General features: G+C 46.2%; 17 protein-coding genes and 1 riboswitch. Of the genes, 1 reads left to right on the top strand and 16 read right to left on the bottom strand.

The genetic code is table 11. The annotated features are described in order from the left end of the window. Positions 1-68 precede the first annotated feature (68 nt). The 4 genes from addB to DW835_RS01910 all read right to left on the bottom strand — a co-directional run bounded on the left by addB (position 69) and on the right by DW835_RS01910 (position 5,493). The gene (gene addB / locus DW835_RS01925) at positions 69-3,500 is read right to left on the bottom strand and encodes a helicase-exonuclease AddAB subunit AddB (protein ID WP_118730580.1); all 3,432 of its coding nucleotides are present in this window, start codon (positions 3,498-3,500) and stop codon (positions 69-71) included. Between the two features lie 25 nt (positions 3,501-3,525). Continuing rightward, on the bottom strand, positions 3,526-4,278 hold the full coding sequence (locus tag DW835_RS01920; RefSeq protein WP_022311792.1) for an exodeoxyribonuclease III: 753 nt from the start codon (positions 4,276-4,278) through the stop codon (positions 3,526-3,528). Positions 4,279-4,362: 84 nt separating this feature from the next. Then, positions 4,363-5,028: a hypothetical protein gene (locus DW835_RS01915; RefSeq protein WP_118730579.1), complete on the bottom strand. Its 666-nt coding sequence runs from the start codon at positions 5,026-5,028 to the stop codon at positions 4,363-4,365. Positions 5,029-5,049: 21 nt separating this feature from the next. Further along, on the bottom strand, positions 5,050-5,493 hold the full coding sequence (locus DW835_RS01910; RefSeq protein ID WP_022311795.1) for an SseB family protein: 444 nt from the start codon (positions 5,491-5,493) through the stop codon (positions 5,050-5,052). A gap of 259 nt (positions 5,494-5,752) precedes the next feature. Here DW835_RS01910 and DW835_RS01905 point away from each other — a divergent pair, with 259 nt between their 5' ends. Further along, complete coding sequence (locus DW835_RS01905) at positions 5,753-6,631, top strand: HAD-IIA family hydrolase (protein ID WP_118668645.1); 879 nt, start codon at positions 5,753-5,755, stop codon at positions 6,629-6,631. Here DW835_RS01905 and DW835_RS01900 read toward each other — a convergent pair. The 12 genes from DW835_RS01900 to DW835_RS01840 form a co-directional block, all read right to left on the bottom strand. After that, entirely contained in the window at positions 6,624-7,523 is a 900-nt protein-coding gene (locus tag DW835_RS01900) for a DegV family protein (RefSeq protein ID WP_172594703.1), read from the bottom strand. The two genes, DW835_RS01905 and DW835_RS01900, sit on opposite strands and share 8 nt — an antisense overlap. 360 nt (positions 7,524-7,883) lie before the next feature. Next, complete coding sequence (locus DW835_RS01895; RefSeq protein ID WP_022311798.1) at positions 7,884-8,324, bottom strand: Rrf2 family transcriptional regulator; 441 nt, start codon at positions 8,322-8,324, stop codon at positions 7,884-7,886. 240 nt (positions 8,325-8,564) lie between these two features. Continuing rightward, on the bottom strand, positions 8,565-9,377 hold the full coding sequence (locus tag DW835_RS01890; RefSeq protein ID WP_118668644.1) for a MetQ/NlpA family ABC transporter substrate-binding protein: 813 nt from the start codon (positions 9,375-9,377) through the stop codon (positions 8,565-8,567). 89 nt (positions 9,378-9,466) lie between these two features. Next, positions 9,467-10,129, bottom strand: coding sequence for a methionine ABC transporter permease (locus tag DW835_RS01885; RefSeq protein WP_118539283.1), 663 nt, complete (start codon positions 10,127-10,129; stop codon positions 9,467-9,469). After that, on the bottom strand, positions 10,119-11,129 hold the full coding sequence (locus DW835_RS01880) for an ATP-binding cassette domain-containing protein (RefSeq protein WP_118730578.1): 1,011 nt from the start codon (positions 11,127-11,129) through the stop codon (positions 10,119-10,121). Before DW835_RS01880 ends, DW835_RS01885 begins: the two co-directional genes overlap by 11 nt. Before the next feature lie 123 nt (positions 11,130-11,252). After that, positions 11,253-12,191 (bottom strand): cysteine synthase A, encoded by a 939-nt coding sequence (gene cysK, locus DW835_RS01875; RefSeq protein WP_118539279.1) that lies wholly within the window; start codon positions 12,189-12,191, stop codon positions 11,253-11,255. 889 nt (positions 12,192-13,080) lie between these two features. Beyond that, positions 13,081-13,533: a hypothetical protein gene (locus tag DW835_RS01865; RefSeq protein WP_117467023.1), complete on the bottom strand. Its 453-nt coding sequence runs from the start codon at positions 13,531-13,533 to the stop codon at positions 13,081-13,083. A gap of 467 nt (positions 13,534-14,000) precedes the next feature. Then, positions 14,001-14,777 (bottom strand): protein-ADP-ribose hydrolase, encoded by a 777-nt coding sequence (locus DW835_RS01860; RefSeq protein ID WP_118504352.1) that lies wholly within the window; start codon positions 14,775-14,777, stop codon positions 14,001-14,003. Continuing rightward, positions 14,774-15,718, bottom strand: coding sequence for a Sir2 silent information regulator family NAD-dependent deacetylase (locus DW835_RS01855; RefSeq protein ID WP_118730577.1), 945 nt, complete (start codon positions 15,716-15,718; stop codon positions 14,774-14,776). The genes DW835_RS01860 and DW835_RS01855 overlap by 4 nt, the downstream gene beginning before the upstream one ends. After that, on the bottom strand, positions 15,715-16,329 hold the full coding sequence (locus tag DW835_RS01850; protein WP_118504348.1) for a 4Fe-4S binding protein: 615 nt from the start codon (positions 16,327-16,329) through the stop codon (positions 15,715-15,717). The genes DW835_RS01855 and DW835_RS01850 overlap by 4 nt, the downstream gene beginning before the upstream one ends. Continuing rightward, entirely contained in the window at positions 16,326-16,949 is a 624-nt protein-coding gene (locus tag DW835_RS01845; protein WP_118730576.1) for an ECF transporter S component, read from the bottom strand. Before DW835_RS01845 ends, DW835_RS01850 begins: the two co-directional genes overlap by 4 nt. Before the next feature lie 75 nt (positions 16,950-17,024). Next, positions 17,025-17,136: riboswitch (FMN riboswitch) on the bottom strand. A 20-nt stretch (positions 17,137-17,156) separates the two neighbouring features. Continuing rightward, a complete protein-coding gene (locus DW835_RS01840) occupies positions 17,157-17,552 on the bottom strand; it encodes a pyridoxamine 5'-phosphate oxidase family protein (protein WP_118730575.1) in 396 nt (131 codons plus the stop codon). Positions 17,553-17,589 lie beyond the last annotated feature (37 nt).

Here is a 17,589-nt window from a genome sequence, read left to right as displayed (position 1 = left end):
TCTGGGCAGCGGGCGCTTTCTCTTCGAGCTTCCTGTCAGGCACACACTCCCGCCGGGCACCCTTTGCCCTAAGCTTCCACGGTCTCCTGCATCCGCTGCATCAGCGCCTGCTTATCCAGATCTTCCAGCTGTCTCTTCTCATAGCCCGGAATACTGCCATCGAAACCGCAGACCTTTTTATAGGCGCAATAAGTACAAGCCTCTTCATTGCCTTTCTCATAGGGATTGGCTGCTATTTTTCCGTCCAGGATCTCCCGCCCGATGCTGCGGATCTTGGCATCTACATAAGAAGATATCAGCTGCATCTCCTCCCGGCTTAAGACACCGGATCTGGCACTGAAGCTTCCATCCTTTTTCTTCTCCACCGGAATTACCACAGACTTATCCTGCATATAGCGGTCCAGCCGCTCCACGACCTCAGGATCACTGTTTACTACACCGTTCATACGAAGCTTTGCAAGGATCTGTTCATTGATCTGCTCATCCGTGAGTTCCACCGGTGTCTCTATGGTGGGATCATCGATGTGATAATACAGAAGTGCCGCCGGAACAATCTCCTTGTCCGGATGCTTTCGGCTCTCCATCTCCATGGCTGCATTCATATATACCACCAGCTGCAACTGCAGACCGTAATACAATGCCGCCAGATCAAATTTCCTGTTGCCGGACTTATAATCAATGACCTTGACGTAGACATGCTCTGCATCTTCCGACACATCGATACGATCGATCCGTCCCTGCAAATGCATCTTCTCGTCCTCAGACAGATCCACATGAATGCTGTCCAGATCCTCCGCAAACCGGAAAGAAAGTTCATAATCATCTGGCTGGAAACTGCCCTGTTTCAAATGTTTCTGCAAGGTCAGCACTGTGCGGGTCAGGATCCTGCTCATGCGGGTAATGGCATATTCATTCCGCGCAGAGCTGTATAATACCGTCTCCCCGTAGGTTGCCGCATAGGCTTCCACGGATTCTTTGACGGCTTTGGCTGCAAAATCCTCCGTAAAATCCCACCATGTCAGGTTGGATTCTGCAAGTTTTCCTGCAAAGTTTTCCAATACTGCATGATATACCGTACCCATATCCGAAGCCTCGAAGCCGAATTCTTCCCGTTCCTGCAGGGAAAGACCATATTGCAAAAAGTGTCTGCAGGCACAGGCAGCATAAGTTTCCAGACGGCTGACACTGTTTTCCAGCTGCTGTCCGTACAATGCTCTGGCCACGATCCGGGACAGACCGCTCTCCCTGTATCTGCGGAATGCCGCCCGGGTCAGCAGGTCTCTGCCCGCCGCATCCGCCTCGTAGGCACGGTACATGAGATAGAAGTCCTGCCTCTCTTCTTCCGGCAGGGTTCCTTCCACATATTCCCGCAGTTCCTCCGCCAGATATCTGGCACCTTCCTGTCTGCCCTCGATCTGTTCCAGGCGGCTGCGGTTCTGGGGATACTCCACGCTCATTGCCGGGAACAGCTTCCGCACCGTATCGATCAGGTAGGACGGTCTTATGCCCTTTCCTTCACTGTTTACCTTGGCATAGGACAGATACAGCTGTTCTGAGGGCTTGGTCATATTCAGATACAGATATAATCTCTGGATATACATCTGCTGTCTCGGGCTGGGTGCCATCTCTGTCCCGGATTCAATCAGGAATTCCCGATCCATATCCGAAATGATCCCGCCCTTGGAAGCATTTTTCGGAATATTTCCGTCATTGACTCCCAGGAAAAACAATACCTTCACCTGTTTCAGACGGGTTCGCTCCATATCGCCCACCACGATACGATCCACGTTCTGAGGGATCGTACCGACAGTGATCTCGCCGAAACCGGCCTCTAAAATATCCGCAAATTCCTGTCTGGAGATTTCTTCCTCTCCCAACAGTTCATAGACCTGATCCAGCAGATCCATGACCAGCCGGTAAATCTGTGCATACTCTCTGGCTCTGGATAAGTCTCCCTCTTTTTCAAACTGCTGCTGATAGTTCAAAAGCTTTTGCTGCACCTGATTCTGTTCCAGGAAATCGTACAGATGGCTGACATAGTCTCCAGCCTTTTCCTGGCTTCCCATGTGCAGAATCTCCACCGCATCCATGAACTGTTGCCGGATACGGTTCAGACGCTCCATGGTCTTCTCTTCCGCCTGTTCGCTCCCCTCCGCATTTCCCTGCAGTTCTTCCGTTCTGCGGGTAAACAGACGGCTATAGGTCCGATAGCCTCTCGCCCCGGTGCGGATCACATAGTTTTCCAGCTCATCAATCTCTTCTCTGGAAATATCCGCCATGCCGCTGCGCAGAAAATGAAACACCGTATCATAGGAAAAATCCTTAATATACAGCTGCAATGCGCTCTTGATATATTCGATCATGGGATTCAGCACGATCCCTCTGGTACGGTCCAGGAAACATGGGATCTCCAGCTGCCCGAATTCTGTTTCCACATAGGAAGCGTATCCTTCCAGATCTCCGATGACCACGGCAATGTCCCGGTAGGTCATCCCCTGCTCTCTGATCAGGTGCCGGATGTACAGCGCTGTCTGGTGGACTTCCTCTCTGGGGGAAAGGGCTTCAAACATATGGATCTCTTGCTGTTCTCCCGCATACGGTTCATACTGATACCGGAACAGATTCTGTTCCAGATAGTGTAATGCCGGTGCCTTGGCGAAGCGATTGGGCCCCCCCTTGACAAAGAGATCCTCTCCCCGCTCTACCTCTGCCTCCGCTGCCAGCTTTTCCAGATCCGCCACCGTCTTCTTGCTCAGATGGAACAGCTTCTGTTCACCATCCATTTTATACGGATCCTCTCCCACTCCAATGGTCACGGTAACGATGGTCTCTGCGCACACGCGCATCAGTTCCTGGATCAGCCGGTTCTGTATGGGAGTAAATCCCGTAAAGCCGTCAAACACCACTACACTGCCCTTTAAGATCTTTGATTTGGACAGGGATCTGCGCAGTACATCCAGTGTCTCCTCGGTGGTGATAAAATGATCCCTGATATAATCCTGAAAGCCCCGGTACAGAGTCTTTAAGTCTTTCAGTTTCATGGCCAGCGCGCCACGCTTCTGTGCACTGGTGATCAGCTTGTCCATATCCTGTGTGCTGATACCGTATTGCATGAACTCGGAGATCGCACTTTTCACCTCATGGATATAGCCCTGCTTGTGCAGGAGACTTCCCATGGCCGGAAGCTGTTCCTTCAGATCCGCCGCCACTTTTTGCAGCACCAGGCTTTTGCCGGTGTCATCCAGTACCGGCATCTCTTTGGTCCCCACTTCCTCCAGAATGCGGTGGCTGAGTCGGCCGAAGCTCAGGACATCGATATTCAGGATGCCATCCCGGTCACTGCGCATGACCAGATCCTTCTGGGTCTGCATGGTGAACTGATCCGGCACAATGATCAGGAAATTCCTGCCCGGTTCCTCTGCCGCCCGCTGCATGATCTCTTCATAGATTCTGTGGCTTTTGCCCGACCCGGAAGGGCCAAAACAGAAACGTAAGCTCATAAGTCTCCTCCGTTATGCTGTCCGTTTATTTCAGATCCAGTTCAATGGGACAATGATCCGATCCCAAAATTTCCGTGTGGATCTTCGCATCCGCCAGCCGGTCTTTCAGACACTCCGATACCACGAAATAATCAATTCTCCATCCGGCATTTTTTGCTCTCGCCTGGAACATATAAGACCACCAGGAATACACCCCGGTCAGGTCCGGATAAAAATAGCGGAACGTATCGATAAATCCGTTCTCCAGTACCTTCGAAAAGCAGGCTCTCTCTTCATCAGTGAAGCCCGCATTGCCACGGTTGGTCTTCGCATTTTTCAGGTCGATTTCCTGATGCGCCACGTTCAGGTCTCCCGCATAGATCACCGGCTTTTTCTCTTCCAGCTTCTTAAGATACGCCAGGAAATCCGCTTCCCACTGCATGCGGTATTCCAGTCTCGTCAGCTCTCTCTGGGCGTTCGGTACATAGACTGTCACAAAATAGAACTCCGAATACTCTGCAGTGATCACCCGGCCCTCATGGTCATGTTCCTCCACGCCGATGCCGTAAGTCACCTGTATGGGCTCTTCCTTTGTAAAAATTGCAGTGCCGGAATAGCCCTTTTTCTCTGCGTAATTCCAATACTGATGATATCCGGGCAGATCCAGTGCGATCTGTCCCTCCTGCAATTTTGTCTCCTGTAAGCAGAAAATATCTGCATCCGTTTCCTGAAAGAAATCCAGAAATCCCTTCTGCATGCAGGCTCTCAGCCCGTTCACATTCCATGAGATCAGTTTCATATTTTCCCTACCTCTTTCCTGATTTGTCTTATGCCATCTTATCCCGGTCATAATTTTTATCCGCTTTTCTGTCATCTATTCGTTCTATCCGCCGTGCTTTTCCATCCATTCACATTCCTTCCGGGCAGCCTTCAGAGACGCTTCGTACCCTTTCAGGATCTCCATAAGTCTCTGTACATCGATGATGCCGCTGGCTTTATTTTCCGGGTGATCCATCCATGGATGCTGTTTTTCCGGCGGATAAATATTTTCTATGGTATTTTCCCCGATCCGATACCATTTCTTCTGATAGCAGATCGTGTTGTCCGCCGGGTTTAAAAAGGTTTCCAGTTCCGTCAGTAGATAGATCTCTGCCGGCATCCGGGGATTACCTTCCAGACCTCTCACGGCAGTGACCTTCACAGTTCCACCCTCCGGTACTACACACAGCCACATGGGCTCTGCAGGTTTTTTCCATAATTTATCCAGTATAAAGTTCAACGGTCCCAGCAACAGGATCGTCATGAAAACCGCCAGCGCTCCCGTCAGTTCCGGAATCCAGTCACCCCACAACAGCATCTGGAACAGCAGATGGTCACTCTCCCGCACACCCCAGACCTTCATCACTACCAGCACGGTTGCTACCATATAGATCAGTATAGTGATCAGGGCAAACGGCATCAGTACTTTTTCTTTTTTCATGCCCCATGCGGCATAAGCCTTGCATTCATCGTCCGTAAAAAGCACGGGCAGTTCATAGCTCTCTGTCATGCTCCGCTTCTCCCTCTTTTGCTATTCTCCGAGAATAATATGCAGGAACCGCTTGTCCAGCATCAACGTCCGGTTCCAGGGATTCAGGATCACACCCTCGATACCATCGGCAGTCAACGTCATGCGGAACAGCTGCTCCATATCTGTGAGAAAAGTGGACATTACGCTGCCGCTTCCCTTTAATTCTTCCTCAAATCCGGTGAAGGCCGACCACCATTTTTTCCCATCGGAGGTCTGCACCGCCTGCAGGCGCATGGCAGTTCCGGCGGCCTGTGTCACCGCTTCCTGCACATCTGCTGAGGGCGGTTCCACCGCCACGATAAGCTGTCCCTGCTCCCGCATACGTCTGCGCACCACCGTCAGGGCATGCGCCAGAAGTTCTTCTGTCGGCTCCTGCTGTAATGCCAGAATTGCCTCCTCTATTTTCTCATTTCCCTGTAAACCTTTATCTTTCTTTTCGTCCATAACCGTAATGTTGTCCTTTTTAATTGTAGTCGTTAAATCGCTTCATCCTGTTTCCCATGTCCCTTACGCAATCTTGTATGCAATCCGTCGAATTCCATAAGAGCTCCAGGCAACACAGCTCATGCCTATGCCCATCATACCATAAATGCCTCCGCAATTCCACTCACGTTTCCCTCCAGAAGCTGTCTTTTCCTTGACAGTGGGGATATTCGTTGCTAACATGAACCTGAGCGTTTGATGCTTAGAAATGAGGATAATTATGGATACTTTTGACCCGAAGCACATTTACAGCGATGCCGCAAAGCTGGCTCGTCTGAAAGATAAAAAGCTTTTCCTGTTCGATATCGACGGCACCATTGCCGTAGGCGATACCTTGTATGAGGGAAGTGCGGATCTTTTCCGCTACATTCAGGCCATCGGCGGCAGGGCTTATTACATTACCAACAATTCCACAAAAAGCGGACTGGACTATGTGAAAAAATTCCACGATGCATTTCACCTGGACAGCACGGAGGATCAGTTCATCACCTCCGGCTATATGACGCTGCGTTTTTTGAAGGAGAATTATGCAGACAAGAAAATCTTCGTTCTGGGAACCGCTTCCTTTGTGGCGGAACTGCGAAAGAATGGCCTCTGGGTAACCGAGGTCTGCGAGGACAGCATTGACTGCGTGGTCGTTGCCTATGACAGTGAATTAAATTATGCAAAGCTTACCGAAGTCTGCAAGATTTTATTCACCCAGGATGTTCCCTTCTACGGCACCAACCCGGATCTGCGCTGCCCCATCGACTTCGGCTTTATCCCCGATTGCGGTGCCATCTGCGACATGATCACCGCCACCACAGACAAACAGCCCATCTATCTGGGCAAGCCCAGCAAAGAGGTCGTAAAGCTTTGCCTTGAAGTCTCCGGCTTCACTCCCGAGGAGACTCTGGTGGTTGGCGATCGTCTGTACACCGATATTGCCTGCGGCATCAACGGTGGTGTGGACACCTGTGTTCTCTTCACCGGCGAGGCACAAAAAAAGGATATTCTGACTCCCGAGGGGGAGCCGAATACCCAATATCTGCCGGACTATGCTTTTGAAAATGTGCAGGAATTATTAAATGCCTGCCAGGGTGAAATAAATTTTAAATAGCTCTCTTCACGACACCGATTCCCAACGGATAAGGTCCGGTGTGTACGCCAATGGTGGCACCGATCTGGATGATGGGAATGGTGTCGATGTCGTATCCCTTTTCTTTCAGTCTGCCTGCCAGTCTGTCGCGGAACTCTACGGCTTCTTCATAATCGTAGCCATATCCCACGCAGACGCTGTAATTGGCAATATCTGCCTTTTCCTCTGCAAAATATGCTAACAGCAGATCGATATTTTTATCTACCGTCTTGCGACGGCTTCTGCCGATACCGGAGGGGAAGATTTCTCCCTCTTTTAAGGTAATGATGGGCTTGATGCCAAGCAGGCTGCCGGCCACGCTGGCTACTTTGCCGATACGTCCGCCGTGCTTTAAATATTCCATATTTCCTACGGTGAAAAAGATTCTGCCGGAGCTCTTGATCTCATTCAGGCGATCGATACTCTCCTGGTAACTCTTCCCCGCATCTCTAAGGCGTACCGCTTCCAATACATAGATGCCCTGCAATACGGTATTCACAGTAGAGTCGCAGACATAAATCTGTGCATTGGGATATTCCTCTTCCAGGATCGCTTTTGCATTCAGAGCAGACTGCATGGAGCCGCTGAACTTGGTGGTGATACAGATGCAGATAATGGGAGTTCCCGCCTTGACAAAAGGAAGAAATGCATCTACATAATCCTGCACGGAAGGCATGGAAGACTTCGGATATACATCCGGGTGATCCACCATTTCCTGATAGAACTCACGGACACCGATCTCTATCATTTCCTTCTGGTATTTCCCCTCTTCAAAAGATACATAAAAGGGAACTACCGTAATGTCTTTTTCTTTGGTCAGCTCCATGGGAAGATCACAGGAACCGTCTGATATAATATGAAATGCTTCGCTCATTATCGCATACACCTTTCTACTTGTTTGCAGAGTTTAGCTTACCACGTTGTGGAGTAAAAAGCAATGAGTTTTTGTTATTATATTTCATTTCGTGGTGTTTTATGTTGTTTTATGTAGTTTTTATTACTATATGTATGGAAAATCCGAATTACGCGATATTTGTCGATGAAAGTTTGTCAACCAACATACAACATTCGTTGACAATGGGCAGTTCTCTCGATATACTTGAGTTGTTAACCATTCATTCCCCCAGTTAACATTTTCTGCAGGAATGACCCCCTTTCATTCTCTGCAAACCCAAAAAACAGCCCGGCAGGATCTCCTGTCGGGCTGCGTTATTGTCTTCTATTATTCCTATCTTTATATGGAGTAATCCAGATTCTCCAGGCGCTTGTTCCGTCGTTCCACCAGATCCGCAATGGTGACTCCGTCCACTACCTTGTTCACTGCATCATACAATTCCTGCCATACCTCCAGAGTCTCACAGGTATCACATCGTTCGCAGATATCAGCGCCTTCCTCCAGACATGCCACCGGAGCCAGTGAGCCTTCCGTCAGTCGTAAGATCATTCCTACAGTAAAATCTGCCGGATCCTTGGCAATACGATAACCGCCCTGGGCACCACGGACGCTTTTTACATAACCTGCCTTGTTCAAAACAGCAATGATCTGCTCCAGATACTTTTCGGAAATCCCCTGTCTGGCAGCAATTTCTTTTACCTTGATACACTCTCCGTTGTTGTTCAATGCCAGATCCAGCATGACACGTACTGCATATCTTCCTTTGGTTGAAATTTTCATCCTATCCTCATTTCCGAGCATCTTCCTGCTCTGTTTCACTTTTAATGTCCGCCGGCTTATACCAAAGCGATTCTGAACTGCTCCAAATTTTCCACGGTTTCCACAGATTCTATCTTCTTTTCTCTTTTCCCAGAGTTCATATAGGATTTGTGGAAACAACAGAAAAATCAGGAGAGCACCCATGAATGCTACTCGATGGAATGCTCTCCGGATTTCGCATTACTTTACTGTCGCTTCATCTTACTTGTAAGGGATAACGCCACCATTATAATTGTCATTGATATACTGCTTGATCTCATCAGACTTCAGAGTATCTACCAGTGCCTTGATCTTAGGCAGATTCTCGTTGCCTTCCTTTACAGCGATAACGTTTACATAAGTAGCTGCTGCCTCAGAATCAGCACTCTCGAATAACAGAGCATCATCTGCAACAGTCAGGCCTGCTTCCATAGCGTAGTTACCATTCAGGACACCGAAGGATACCTCGGGAAGGGTTCTTGGAACCTGTGCTGCCTCCAGCTCTACGAAGGTGATGTTGTGAGGATTCTCTACGATATCCTTGGTAGTAGCGGTCAGACCTACACCATCCTTCAGAGTGATGTAACCATTATCCTGTAACAGTAACAGAGCACGTGCCTCGTTGGTGGTATCGTTGGGTACTGCGATGGTTGCATTGTCAATGTTGTCTAAGCTGGTCTCGGTTCCGGGATACAGTCCGAAAGGCTCATAGTGGATACCGCCGGCATTTACCAGGTGAGTACCCTTCTCCTCGTTGAAGCTCTCCAGATAAGGGATATGCTGGAAGTAGTTCGCATCGAACTCACCGGACTCTACTACTTCATTGGGCTGTACATAATCATCAAATACCTGAACCTCCAGAGTATAACCCTGCTCCTCTAACAGAGGCTTTGCTGCCTCCAGGATCTCTGCATGAGGTACTGCAGTTGCAGCTACCTTAATGGTCTTGTCGTCGGCTCCCTTGCTGCCGCAGCCGGTCAGTGCGCTCACGGACAATGCTGCAACGGCGATCAAAGCGATTACTTTCTTTTTCATAATATTTCTCCTCCTAAATCATTCGTTCATAATATTAACTTTATTGAATCAGGTGATCTGCACCTGTCTCAACCTTTTATCAAACCATCTTATCTGGTTCTCTTGTCCAGCTTTTTGGATAACTTCATTCCAACATATTGCATCAGCTGTACCAGCACTATCAGCAATACCACAGTCACCCACATGATGCTGCTATCGTAACGGTAGTAACCGTAACGGATTGCGATATCACCCAGTCCGCCACCGCCGACGATACCCGCCATAGCGGAGTATCCCAGGATCGTACCAAGAGCAATCGTTACATTGACGATCAGGGAAGTCTTTGCCTCTCCGATCATTACTTTCCAGATGATGGTCCAGAGGTTCGCTCCCATGCTCTGTGCCGCCTCAATAACGCCGTGATCCACTTCCAACAGAGAGGACTCTACCATTCTGGCTATAAACGGTGCCGCTGACAGTGTCAACGGAACGATCGTTGCGGTCGGTCCATAGCTTTTTCCTACGATGATCCGTGTCAAAGGCTGAATCACGATCAGCAAAATCAAAAACGGAAAGCTTCGAACAACATTCACGACCACATCTAATACCTTATAAATAATCTTATTCGGTCGAAGTCCCTTCGGTGCGGTAATTACCAGGGCAATTCCCATCGGCAGTCCGAGCACATACCCCATAAACGTTGTTGCCAACGTCATGTACAAAGTAACAAAGATGCCTTCCACCACCATCATAGTCGTTGCATTATCCCACATAGTCTCTCAACTCCTCCACTTCCAGTTTTCTCTCCTGTAAATAATGAACCATCTTGTTCGCCGCCATTTCATCCTCCGGCAGCTGTAAGATCATCTGTCCATGGGCGATACCGCCGATGTCCTTGGTATCCGCTAACAGGATATTAACGGGAGCCTTGCACTCCAGCACCATATTGGCGATCACAGGTTCAAAAGAAGAATTCTCAGTGAAAACAATGCGGATGCAGCGTTTGCCGGACATTTCCTTTGCCTTGGGATCCACCATGAACACCAGCTTTCTTGCGGCTGCGGACTGGGGTCTGGAGAATACCTCCTCCACAGTACCGTGCTCTGCCAGTTCTCCGGCATCGATAATGGCTACATGGGAACAGATCTCCTGTACCACAGCCATCTCATGAGTGATGATCACGATGGTGATGCCGTACTGTTTGTTAATGTCCTGTAATAATTTCAGGATCTCCTTGGTCGTCGTGGGATCCAGCGCACTGGTCGCCTCGTCACACAGCAGGATCTTCGGCGTATTGGCAAGAGCTCTTGCGATTGCCACACGCTGCTTCTGTCCACCGGAGAGTTGGGAAGGATAAGCGTCTGCCTTTTCCTTCAGTCCTACGATCTCGAGCAGTTCCATAGCGCGCTTTCTGGCTGTCTGCTTCTTCACACCCACGATCTCCATGGGAAAGCATACATTGTCCAGAACACTTCTCTGCATGAGCAGATTAAAATGCTGAAAGATCATCGCAATGCCTGTACGAACCTTACGAAGTTCGGCCTCAGTCAGTGTCGAAAGATCCTGATCTTCTACGACTACGGTTCCCGTGGTGGGCTTCTCCAGATAGTTCAGGCAACGTACCAGGGTAGATTTTCCGGCACCACTCATACCGATGATGCCGTAGATGTCTCCCTTGTTGATATCCAGGCTGATACCCTTTAAGGCTTCTACCTGATTATCTTTACCAATAAAAGTTTTTGTTACATTCTTGATCTGAATGATCGGTTCCATAAGTTCCTCCATTCCAGGTTCGCGCTTTTAAGGGGAGAAAAGCGCAAATTCCTTGAATTCCTAGTACCATGCCATACATTCTAACACAAGAATGCAAGTCTGTCCAGTTCTGCAAATTTCGTCTTAAGCTTCTGCAAACATAGGGGTGGACAGGTATCTGTCACCGGAATCGGGAAGCAATGCTACGACTGTTTTGCCTGCATTTTCAGGGCGTTTTGCGATCTGTGCTGCTGCGTACAGAGCTGCGCCGGAGGTGATTCCTACCAGGATACCTTCCTTATGAGCGATGAGGCGGCCGGTGGTAAATGCCTGATCGGTAGTAACGGTAAAGATCTCATCATAAATGCCGGTATTCAGAACGGAAGGAACGAATCCTGCGCCGATACCCTGCAGCTTATGCGGTCCGGGCTGTCCGCCGGAAAGTACGGGAGAATCTGCAGGCTCTACTGCTACGATCTTCACATTGGGATTCTTGGATTTTAAATAAGTACCAATGCCGGTCACGGTTCCGCCGGTACCTACACCCGCTACGAAGATATCAACCTTTCCATCAGTGTCTTCCCAGATCTCAGGACCGGTGGTAGCTGCATGTGCGGCAGGGTTCGCGGGGTTATCAAACTGTCCGAGGATTACAGCTCCAGGGATGGACTTTTCTAACTCCTCTGCCTTGGCGATAGCACCCTTCATGCCCTTGGCGCCTTCGGTCAGTACCAACTCTGCACCGTATGCCTTCAGGAGGTTACGGCGCTCCACACTCATGGTCTCGGGAAGGGTAAGAATGGTTCTGTATCCCTTGGCTGCAGCCACACTTGCCAGGCCGATACCGGTGTTGCCGGAGGTGGGTTCGATGATGGTGGAACCTTCTTTTAAAATACCCTTCTTCTCGGCATCTTCGATCATTGCCAGTGCGATTCTGTCCTTAACGCTTCCTGCGGGATTGAAGTACTCCAGCTTTGCCAACAGTTCTACGCCTTCGATATTCTGGTCTTTCAAGTAATTGTTTACTTTTAAAAGGGGTGTATGTCCGATCAGCTGGGTTGCGGATGTGTAAATCTTACTCATAATGAAATCCTCCTTATACTTGAAAATTGTGTTCGCTTTCCATTTCCTACTTATCTGATAGGGATGTTATGAATTTATGCTATACTATTCCGCTAGGAATGTCAACAATTATTTTATATTTTTTTTGGAATTGTGCCAGAGGAGAGAAGATGGTATGATTTATACAATTAGTCCGTAGCCTCCATTGGGGCCAGGAGCCGCTTTTGCGTCTCCGTAGTCACGACAGCAGGTAAGAAACGCGGCACGCTCATACTTTAGTACGATGCGCTCATGTCGCAGAGCGTAGCGGTACATAAGCGTGAAAAGTACTTGCGCAATGCGTCCCTTAGGACTCTATGATACCGACGTCTGCTTACGGCCTGCTTATTCTTACCTGCTGTCGTGACTACTGGGTTATTGTCATATTTTATGATACCAGGGTCAAAAGGTCTAATCCCATATGAGCTTGCTCATAAATGGGTGAAAGACCTTGGGACCCGCCCCGATATGAGCATAAAAGTGGGATGATAATCCCACGGTATGCGAATATTGGGTAGGGTGCTATGTGCCAGTGGCACATGTCTAGCACGGACCGAAGCGGAGCGGAGACGTGGGAGTGCGTAGCACGGAACAATCCGTAGGCATCAAAGTCGGGGGCTTTTGGCCCCGACATCATTTCAGGGAAATATTGTAACTCCCTTTTTACAAAAGTGTGTCTGATGCATATTAACTCATAATTATACGAAACACCACTTTTTATTCATTTTCTATTCATTTCTGGCTAATGAGTATTCATTTTTACTCTAAGTTGTCGTGCAATTTATTAGATTGGAATTTTGAAAGAGCCAGCACCTTGAATGGACTGGCTCTTTCAATATCTCATGTAATTGACAAATTGGAATTGTTCTGCTTAGTTTGGCAACTCGCTTTCTTCAACGGGAACTGCCTCTAAATCAGTGTTGCTCCAATAAGAGCTAATATCTGCACTTGTAAAGTATTCAAAATTATCTGTGGAAGATTTCAGATTGCCTGTCTTTACTCCATAGCAACCATAAATCAGTTCATAACTTGTTCCATCAGAAAGATTAAATCTGAAACTGGTTATCTCTGCTCCAGCGGTTTCCTCTACTTCTTTGAGTTCCAAGGATAGCCCCTCAAACATATCATACAAGTTCTTTATGGTTTCTTCGGCAACAATGACCTTCTTTTCTGCTGACACAGGTGCTCCAACAAAGTGATACATTTCTATATTTTCAACATCACCTACCTCAAAAGGCAAATCAATATTGACTGTCTTGTTGTTGCACCCAACCAAGCCAAGCACACAAACCACTGCTAAAACTAATGCTATCAACTTTTTCATACAATCAACCTCCTTCGTCAAATTCCGATTGAGATTTCACCTGTTTTAAGAAATTTAATAACTGTTATATTTTGTTATCAAATTCTCCGCAATCCCTTGAAAACACTGGATTTGCCGCAGGTGAGCTTTCCCTTATTGTTTTCCTTGTGTTATATCTTCCCATATAAGTTTACGAACTCTGATAAGGGAAAATACAAGGGCAAGAAAAATCTATAAAACAGTATAACACAAAATAAAACTGACATGGTGAACTGATTGAAATGCTTCTTAATTTTTACAATTAATGATTGATTGAATAATAAGGAGATGGAATACGATGAGAACAATATTTGCAGAATACAATCCACTTTTTTTAATAATATTCTCGTTCTTCCCACCAGTCTTTCACTTAACATCGGATTCCAATATAAATCACATTCTCAGGCAATAACAGTACAATAAGATTTATCGGATATTTCAACAGACGCTTATAACAATCCACTGTATATTTTTAAATCTTCATCCTTAAACACATTAAAGATTACCTTTTTTATTCTGCTGTCTTTGTTAAGATACTGCTTTACAGTGTTCGTTGCAATCTCGGCAGCTCGTTGCTGTGGAAAATGGAATACACCTGTAGACAAACAACAGAATGCAATAGATTCCACACCAGTATCAGCTGCAAGCTTTAGGCACTCTGTGTAGCAGCCTGCCAACAGGTCTTCATCTTCTTTTGTGACTTTCCATTGTATAATAGGTCCTACCGTATGAAGAATATATTTTGTCGGAAGATTGTATCCCGATGTTATCTTTGCTTTGCCGGTCTCTTCTTCATGCCCCTGCTTTGTCATAATTTCATGCATTTTCAGACGAAGTTCCATTCCAGCATAAGTATGAATAAAGTTATCAATACAGGCATGCATCGGTGAAAAACAACCAAGCATCTGTGAGTTACACGCATTCACGATCGCATCACATTTCAAAGTGGTAATATCCCCCTGCCAGATATATAATCTCGAATCGGATTTTACAGGTGCAAGCGTGTCAACATCTGTGATTCCACGCTCTATATTTCTTTCTGTAAGATACTCATCCTGTATTTTCAAAAAATCATTACTGATTGGTCTTGGCGGTCTGACATTCATAAGTGAGCGGAGCAGATTTTCCTGCCCCTGCTTATCCGTAGGAATGTTCTGTCTGCCAAACGGTATTTCTTCTTTTAAAAGATACTGAATCAGATATTCTCTTCGCTCATCCTGTGTCATAATACCAGCCCCCTTATATCAGTAATTGCCTTTGCCATATCACCGCCAATACCGATTGCACGTTCCCCGAAGCTTTCCGGAACTACCGCTTCATCCATATTCAGGCGTATCAAACTATAAGACGAGTTCTCCCTCACCATCTTTTCAAAAGGGAAACGTATAATAATCGGCGTATTAAATCCAACTCCAAGTTCCAAAAGAACAACCTTTTTATCTTTATTCTGTTCCAGAAAACCCGCATACCTGTCAGCTGCCTCATGCCACGCTTCATCTTCCACAAAATAATTATCACAACGGAGATTCATAGCCATATTGCCGCCACACACCGGACATTTTGGTACAAGTTCTGATGGAATCAGGCAGTCTCTTCTTGCTTTATCCATTTTACGAAACAGGTCTTTTGCATCGTAAGTCTTTGGATGACAGGCTTTCTGGCACTGGATTTTCCCATAATCTCCCTGTGTTGCAAATATTCTTTTTTCATCGAATCCCGCTTTATAAAACTGATGATCCACATTGGTTGTAAGTACAAAATATTCTTTGTTCTTTACAATATCATGAAGCTCTGTATAAAGCGGCAATGCCGGAGGATCAAAGCGGTTCATCAATGCATGTTTTGACCAGTATCCCCACTTTGTCTCCTCAGACGGATATGGATAAAATCCGGCTGCATACATATCTGTCATGTAGTACTCACCGTATTTTTTTATAAATTCTGCAAAATTGTCTGTAAACCTTTTACCACCATATTGGATTCCCGCAGCTGTCGATGCCCCGGCTCCTGCCCCGATTATAACACAGTCTGTATTTCTTATATTCTTTGCTGCCCTGTCAATCTGGTCTTCATATGCATCTTTTTGGAATACATAATCCCTTGCCGGAGTACTACATAAAAAGTTTCTCCAGTCAGCATGCCCTTTTCTGATTTTCTTAAAAATCATAATGAACCTCTTTTCTCAATACACTGCTTCAGACAAATTTCTGCACATCTTCCGCAATGCAGACAATGATTCTGGTTGATAGTAACCGGAACTGAAGATATATCAATGCATTTTTGCGGACATACAGAGTAACACAGTTTGCATCCAATACATTCTTTTCCAATAAAATACCCTGTCTGAACTGCCTCGGTTTTTCCAATTGTTATAGTATCCCTCACAATATTTGATGGATTGCTGATATCAAAATACTCTCCCTGTGCCTCATACAGCCGAAACACTTCGATTGCGTCTTTCGTATCTCCCGGATAGATTTTCTTCATATATGGATTTTTTTCAAACATAATATCAAGATTCTTTTTTCCGATGTTCTTTATTTTTCCACGCAGAGACACCGCAATTTTGTCTTTTGTTGCGGATATTGCCACATACTGCTGCTCCATTAACTGGTCATAAAATGCTTTTCCCTTTGCTGTAAGGAAGTACACACCTTCTTCATCATAGTACATCATATCTATGATTCTTGTCTGAGGATGTCCATCTGAACCTATCGTTGCAACTGTTGTTGAATGAATTTCATCCACCAGAAGTTTAAGATAATCCATTTTTGTCATTTTAAAGTCTCTCCTTTTAGTATCGGTGTAAGTTTTTTATATATCATCATGGCAATTGCTCCAATCACCAAGCCTTTTAAGATATTAAACGGCAATGCATTGAATAGCACAACGTCCAGCTTGGTCTTAATAAATGGCAGAAATTCGCCAAATGATGCAATCAGCTGCTCCAGCGGCATAAATGTTTCAAACAGTGGAAGTAGAATAAAATAATTTGCAATCGCTGCCGCTATTCCCATAACCACACTTGAAATAACACATGCCCACTTCGCCATTTTCTTAGTCTTTTTGTATTTGTATATAAAACCGGCAGCCAGTACATAGGATGCCCCCATCAGGAAATTGGCAAGTTCACCAATTCCTCCTGTTGATGTTGACAGAAGCTGTAATATATTTTTTATCAATTCTATCATCACTCCTGTAACCGGTCCAAAAGCAAACGCCCCAATCAGTGCAGGTAAATCTGACAGATCCATTCGTGCAAATGATGGACTCAAAGGAACCGGAAACTCTAAAAATGCCAACACATATGATATAGCTGCCAGTAGAGCTGTCATTGTTATCGTCCTTGTAGAAACTAAATTTTTTCTTGTTTTAATAGTTGCTGTATTGTTACTCATAAATCTCCCTTTTGTGAGATATGCCTGAATTTAAAAACAGCCCGCAGGACGGGATTCCCTGCGGGACTTGTTTTATCATATCTTCTCTCATCCGGACTTTACCGTCGGTTATGGAATTGCACCATATCAGCTTTTGCTCGCAGACTATACTGCCGGTCAGGAATTACACCTTGCCCCGAAGACTGTAATTTTTTCTGTTAATTATCTTTAAAATTCATAAGGTGGATTTCCAGAGAAATCTGCGATTAAACCATGCGGATTTTCAAGATAGAATACCTCAAAAATAGGATTATCTGCTGTCTGGTACTGTCCCTTAACGATAGGATTGTTCATGCATCCTTCCTTTACACTCTTGTTGTCCTCAAATACTGCTTTGCCATGAAGGCGAATCCATGCGTATTCAGGGGAAGATACTGATACTTCTACTTCAGGATTTGCTAACATATCCTTGTAAACATCCTTTGTGTTGTTAGTACAGAACCAAAGCTTTCCGTCCTGCTCAAAACAGAACATGAATGGACGGCATTTTGCCTTTCCATCTCTTCCGACGGTTGCTAAATACTGAACCGGGTTTTTCTGTAAAAATTCTACTAATTTCTGCATTTTATATTACCTCCTCGATATGTTGTAACAATGATTA

It is taken from the genome of Clostridium sp. AM34-9AC (assembly GCF_003480225.1).
GTDB classification, from domain to species: domain Bacteria; phylum Bacillota; class Clostridia; order Lachnospirales; family Lachnospiraceae; genus Acetatifactor; species Acetatifactor acetigignens.
This window is presented reverse-complemented; position numbering and strand designations above follow the sequence as displayed.